Source organism: Rhodococcus maanshanensis NBRC 100610 (assembly GCF_001894865.1).
GTDB lineage: Bacteria > Actinomycetota > Actinomycetes > Mycobacteriales > Mycobacteriaceae > Rhodococcus_G > Rhodococcus_G maanshanensis.
This window is the reverse complement of the sequence record NZ_BCXA01000078.1, coordinates 1-5,060: the sequence shown is the minus strand read 5'-3', so window position 1 is coordinate 5,060 and position 5,060 is coordinate 1. Positions and strand designations below refer to the sequence as shown.

The following is a 5,060-nucleotide window of genomic DNA, read 5'->3' as shown; positions in this document are numbered from 1 at the left end:
TGCCCGGGTTCGTCGACAGTCACGCCCACCTCGTCTTCGGCGGCGAACGGGCCGAGGAGTTCGCGGCCCGGATGACCGGCGCCCCGTACGGAGCCGGCGGTATCCGCACCACCATCGCCGCGACGAGGGCGGCCTCGGACGCCGAACTGGGCGCGAACGTGGCCCGGCTCGTCGCCGAGTCGCTGCACTCGGGCACCACCACGATCGAGACGAAATCCGGCTACGGGCAGTCGGTCCCCGACGAGTTGCGCAGCCTCGAGGTCGCCTCCGCGCACACCGCGGAGAGGACCCTGCTCGCCGCGCACGTCACGCCGCCGGAGTTCGCCGGTCGCAGCGACGACTACGTGCGGATGGTGGTCGACGAGATGGTCCCCAAGTGTGCGCCGCACGCGAAGTGGATCGACGTATTCTGCGAGGAGGGCGCGTTCGACGCCGACCAGTCGCGGGCCGTCCTCGAGGCCGGCATCGCCGCCGGGCTCACGCCGCGGGTGCACGGCAACCAGCTCAGCTACGGCGCCGGCGTCCAGTTGGCGGTCGAGCTGAACGCCGCGTCCGTCGACCACGTCACCTACACCACCGACGCCGACGTCGAGGCGCTCGCGGCGAGTGACACCGTCGCCACGCTGCTGCCCGGCGCCGACTTCTCCACGCGCAACAAGTATCCCGACGCGCGGGCCCTGCTCGATGCCGGCGCCACCGTCGCGCTGGCGGCGGACTGCAATCCCGGCACCTGCTACACCACCAGCATCCCGTTCTGCATCGCACTGGCGGTCCGCGAGATGCACATGAGCCCCGACGAGGCCGTGTGGGCGGCGACGGCCGGCGGCGCCGCGGCGTTGCAGCGCACCGACATCGGTCACATCCGGGTCGGTGCGCGAGCCGATCTGATCGCACTCGACGCACCGTCCCACCTGCACCTGGCCTACCGGCCCGGGGTGGCGCTGGTGCGCGAGGTCTGGAAGGACGGGTACCGACGATGACCACAGTGGTTGACCTCGCCCCGACTGCCTGGTCCGGACGAGACGACGGCCCCGGTAACGAACACCTGCGCTGGCACAAAGCCGTCGCACCGCTCGAGGGCCGAACCGATTCCGGCGCAGGCGTTCTCATCGGGTTTCGCAGCGACGAGGGGGTGCGACGCAACAAGGGTCGTCCCGGCGCCGCCGACGGCCCGGCCGCGCTGCGCCGGGCGCTCGCGTCGATGTCGCTCGCCGCCCCGGTGCGGGTGTTCGACGCCGGTGACGTCGAGGTCGTCGGCGAGGATCTCGAAGACGGCCAGGACCGGCTCGGTTCCGCCGTCACCGGCCTGCTCGACACCGGGAGCCTCGTCACCGTCCTCGGCGGCGGACACGAGGTGGCCTACGGCAGCTACCTCGGCATCGCGAACTCGGCGGCCGTCGCATCGGGTGCCCGCCTCGGCGTACTCAACCTCGACGCACACTTCGACCTGCGTAGCGACGCGCGGCCGAGCTCCGGGACTCCGTTCCGGCAGATGGCCGACCGCGAAACCACTCTGGGCCGGGCCCTCGACTATGCGGTGCTCGGCATCTCGCAACCCAGCAACACCGCAGCGCTGTTCGCGACGGCGGCCGAACTGGGCGTGCGCCACCTCCTCGACGACGACTGCACGACGGCCAACCTGCCTGCGGTGGAGTCGTTCGTCGAGGAGTTCCTCGGCGCGGTCGACGTCGTCTACCTGACGATCGACCTCGACGTGCTGCCCGCCGCGGTCGCGCCAGGGGTCAGCGCCCCTGCCGCGTTCGGGGTACCGCTCGAGGTGATCCAGCGGGTCTGCGATCTGGTGGCGCGCAGCGGCAAGCTCCGACTCCTCGACGTCGCGGAGCTGAACCCCGCGCTCGACGTGGACAACCGCACCGCGCGCACCGCGGCGAGACTGATCCACCGGATCGTCACCGACGCGATCGCTCATCGGGCCTAGCCCCGATCCCCCACCGTCCCCGGCTCGACGTGCGCGCCCACCGCCGCGTCGAGTCGGGGATTTCCACACTCAGGCGAAATGGTCAGGGTGCCGTCAGAACCCCTCTGGGCTTCGAAAGAGCCGTTCTCAGAGCTTTGTCGACGATGCGCATCGCATTCTCAAACTCAACGGGGACAACCAGAGCGAGTCTTCCTGCCAGGGTCGATCCCGTTGGAGATGACCCAACTCCTCCGACGCACGGAACGGGGGTCGTTGATCAGACCGTGCCGCGGTTCGCATCTGCCTCACCCATTGCTGTCCGGTGCCCATGCGCTACGAAGTTCGTTAATTCGGATGGGGTTCGCGCGCCCGCCGCATAAGATTGGGACGGGCACTCACTGAAACAGTCGGAGCCAACCGGACGGGCAGAGGAAACGGAACCTGTGTGGACCACCCTCGAAATAGCAAAGCTTGCCGTCGCGGCGTTGATACCCCTTAGCGTCGCCGGCCTCGGCTGGTGGGTTACTCGGCTCACCAAACGGATTGAGGCCGCCCAATGGCGCAATCAGAAGCTGGTTGAAAAACGCATCTCTTTGGTGGACACGATCGCGCCCGACCTGAATGACCTGTACTGCTACTTCCTTTGCATCGGCAGGTGGAAGGAACTCTCGCCAGTGGACGTGATCGCACTCAAACGCAAATTGGATCACTCCATCCACGTCAACCGCCCCTATCTGAGCCCTTCGTGCGTGAATGCGTACAGCGACTTCATATCGCAGCTCTTCAAGACCTTTACTGGTCCCGGGAACGATGCACAGCTGCGAACCAGCCTCGAGTCATCCGACGGCAGTCGTCCCGATGCGTACAGGGGTACTTCGGCTTGGAATCCCTCATGGAACACAATGTTCCGTGAAGAAGAAACCGATCGAGCGACTGTGAAACGGCTCTATGACGAGCTGATAGCCCAGATCACCGAACAGGTGGGGATCTCCCCCAGGGCATCGTGATCACGAACAAGCCCGCGGACCGTCGTCAGTCCGTCGATGACAGCCCGAATTGCTCGCCGCCCAGTGCTCGATATCGAGATGATCGCACGCCTTCCCGGACGTACAGGCGGCATCAACTTTTCGCCGGGCGGCACGATCAGGGCGTCTTCGGTAGCGAGATCGAGACAGATCCGGACCGAACCGGAACGGTCGGGAATCTCCGACGACCCGATCTCCACGGCCATCTCAGCCACACCCCGCCTGGTCATGACGTTGAGGGCCCGCGTGCGGGACGATGCCCGCGATGTCGGCGCCCACTCCCCCCGGGAACGCGAACGTTTGCAGCGGCTCGATCACGTGTCGCACGACAGTGTCCGCATCGACACCGCCCCCCGTCGCGGACAAGGGCGGGCCGGTGAGCTCGAGAGCGACCGAGCCGATCGGGATGATCAACCGGTCGTAGCCCGCGATCACCGAGAACGTCGACTCGAGCGGTTCGTCGGCGATGCTCACGCGCCAGTCGCCGGTCTCCGCAACCACCTGGGTGGTGCCCTGGCCGTTCAGCCAGGGCACCACCGTGCGGTCGGACGCCGTGGCACGGAACGACGTTGTCCCGTAACCGGTTTCACAGGTTGTCCGATTCGTCATGTCGAGGTGCGGCGGGCGGCGCGATCAGCCGAGCTTGCCGACCACGGCCTCGGCGCTCTCGAGCAGAGCGCCGGATGCGGCCAACTGCACCCGCTGCGCGGCTCGATGGCGGTGGCGTCACGCTGCCGTCGATCGAGTCGCTGCGCTCCTCTCGAGCCTGAAAAAGCATTCTCTCCAATAGCTTTCATCGTCGCACCCGCAGTCCCGCCCGAAACAAACGAGAGGCCGGGACGCGCTGCGCGCACCCGTCCCACGTGGCCGCTGCACGCTGTGGCCGCCCCTGCCCGGAACTGACAGCGCCTGGTGATCCCGTTCATGATGTCCTGCGGCACGAGGGGACCGGCCGGCCCACCTCCGGACCCCCGGCGGCGTGTCGCGCACCGGAAGGCCCGGCAAGCACCGCAGGATCGGATGAAGGCTCACAACTCGGACGAAGAGGACACAGCATGAGATGGACTTCCCGCGCTGCACTCGTTGCGGCCGCGTCGATTCCGCTGGCAGCGGTAGCCCCGCCGGCATCGGCGGCTACCGCGAGCGACGTCACCTACAACTACAGCGTGAATGGGTCGACGGTGACCAACACGATCACCAACAACTCCGGCACCCCCATCGGGTGCGCCACATCGCTGGCACCCGCACCCGGCGGCATACTGCCGCCGGTCGAGGACGTCCTGCGCGCCGGTCAGTCCCTGTACGCAAATGGTGAGGTCCAGCCCGGCACATCAACGCAAACCGTGACGGACGTCCCCGACGGCTCCTACGTCGTCCTGGCGTCCTGCGGCCTAACCGACCCAATGATCTGGTGGGTCTCGGACTATCCCGGCATCGCGGACTACCTGACGCAGATCCCGGGACTGACCGCGTTCACCGTGCAGCAGGAATCGACAGTCGTCACCATCCCCGCGACCACTCCGCCGACCGGCGGCAACCTCCCGGATCCCGGCGCGATCTTCGGCAGCTGACGCGCACCCACTGCGAGGGCTCCGCCGCCACGGTGGGCCCTCGCCATCGTCCGAGGGACTCGGTCAGGGCAGCGCGGGAGTCGATGGCCGAAACGCGTACTCGACTTCGGTAAGGAAGCCAGGTCAAGTTATCGAACAGTTATAGACAATAGTTATCACTAGCGTTACCTTCGCCACATTCCACATTTCCCATTGCAGCCGCAAGGCCCAGCCACTACGAATGCCGGCGGTGCACAACCGCACCGCTACCGAGAAGTCATGCACAACAAAAGGAGCACACAATGGGTTCGGCTGAATTCGCCAACGCTCTCGACGCCATCAGCACCTTTACCGGCGCGATCAGTGACGTCACCGGCGGAGCGGCAGCCTTCATCGGTTCCGTCGACGGGCTGGTCAAGCCCAAGGCCTGATCGCCTCACCGCGACCAACAACTGGGCCCGCACTCGAAGTCGGGTGCGGGCCCCTCGGCATCTCCACCCAGTACATGCGCGCGTGGGCGCCGCAGCGGAATCCCACTGCGGCGCCTTCGTATTCGCAGTATGCCTG

At 67.0% G+C, this 5,060-nt stretch carries 6 protein-coding genes; 5 read left to right on the top strand and 1 reads right to left on the bottom strand.

The genetic code is table 11. The features are described from left to right. From hutI to RM1_RS25675, 3 genes are all read left to right on the top strand, one after another. The coding region (hutI, locus tag RM1_RS25685; protein WP_072754426.1) for an imidazolonepropionase at positions 1–980 on the top strand (980 nt) is incomplete at its 5' end. Next, positions 977–1,939 carry a formimidoylglutamase gene (gene hutG, locus RM1_RS25680; RefSeq protein WP_072754425.1) on the top strand — a complete coding sequence of 321 codons (963 nt, stop codon included), beginning with the start codon at positions 977–979 and terminating at the stop codon, positions 1,937–1,939. The genes hutI and hutG, both read left to right, overlap by 4 nt. Positions 1,940–2,361: 422 nt before the next feature. Continuing rightward, entirely contained in the window at positions 2,362–2,925 is a 564-nt protein-coding gene (locus RM1_RS25675; RefSeq protein WP_072754424.1) for a hypothetical protein, read from the top strand. A gap of 225 nt (positions 2,926–3,150) precedes the next feature. Here RM1_RS25675 and RM1_RS25670 read toward each other — a convergent pair whose 3' ends face one another. Beyond that, a complete protein-coding gene (locus RM1_RS25670; RefSeq protein ID WP_072754423.1) occupies positions 3,151–3,552 on the bottom strand; it encodes a HutD family protein in 402 nt (133 codons plus the stop codon). 446 nt (positions 3,553–3,998) lie between these two features. Between RM1_RS25670 and RM1_RS25665 the strand changes: the two genes are divergently transcribed. Continuing rightward, on the top strand, positions 3,999–4,514 hold the full coding sequence (locus RM1_RS25665) for a hypothetical protein (RefSeq protein ID WP_072754422.1): 516 nt from the start codon (positions 3,999–4,001) through the stop codon (positions 4,512–4,514). Positions 4,515–4,795: 281 nt separating this feature from the next. Further along, positions 4,796–4,924, top strand: coding sequence for a hypothetical protein (locus tag RM1_RS27115; RefSeq protein WP_281252220.1), 129 nt, complete (start codon positions 4,796–4,798; stop codon positions 4,922–4,924). Positions 4,925–5,060: the final 136 nt, after the last annotated feature.

Bases quoted from the DNA above. Each gene is read 5' to 3' on its own strand.
- hutG (WP_072754425.1), top strand. From the start codon at position 977: ATGACCACAGTGGTTGACCTCGCCCCGACTGCCTGGTCCGGACGAGAC.
- RM1_RS25670 (WP_072754423.1), bottom strand. From the start codon at position 3,552: ATGACGAATCGGACAACCTGTGAAACCGGTTACGGGACAACGTCGTTC.
- RM1_RS25665 (WP_072754422.1), top strand. From the start codon at position 3,999: ATGAGATGGACTTCCCGCGCTGCACTCGTTGCGGCCGCGTCGATTCCG.
- RM1_RS27115 (WP_281252220.1), top strand. From the start codon at position 4,796: ATGGGTTCGGCTGAATTCGCCAACGCTCTCGACGCCATCAGCACCTTT.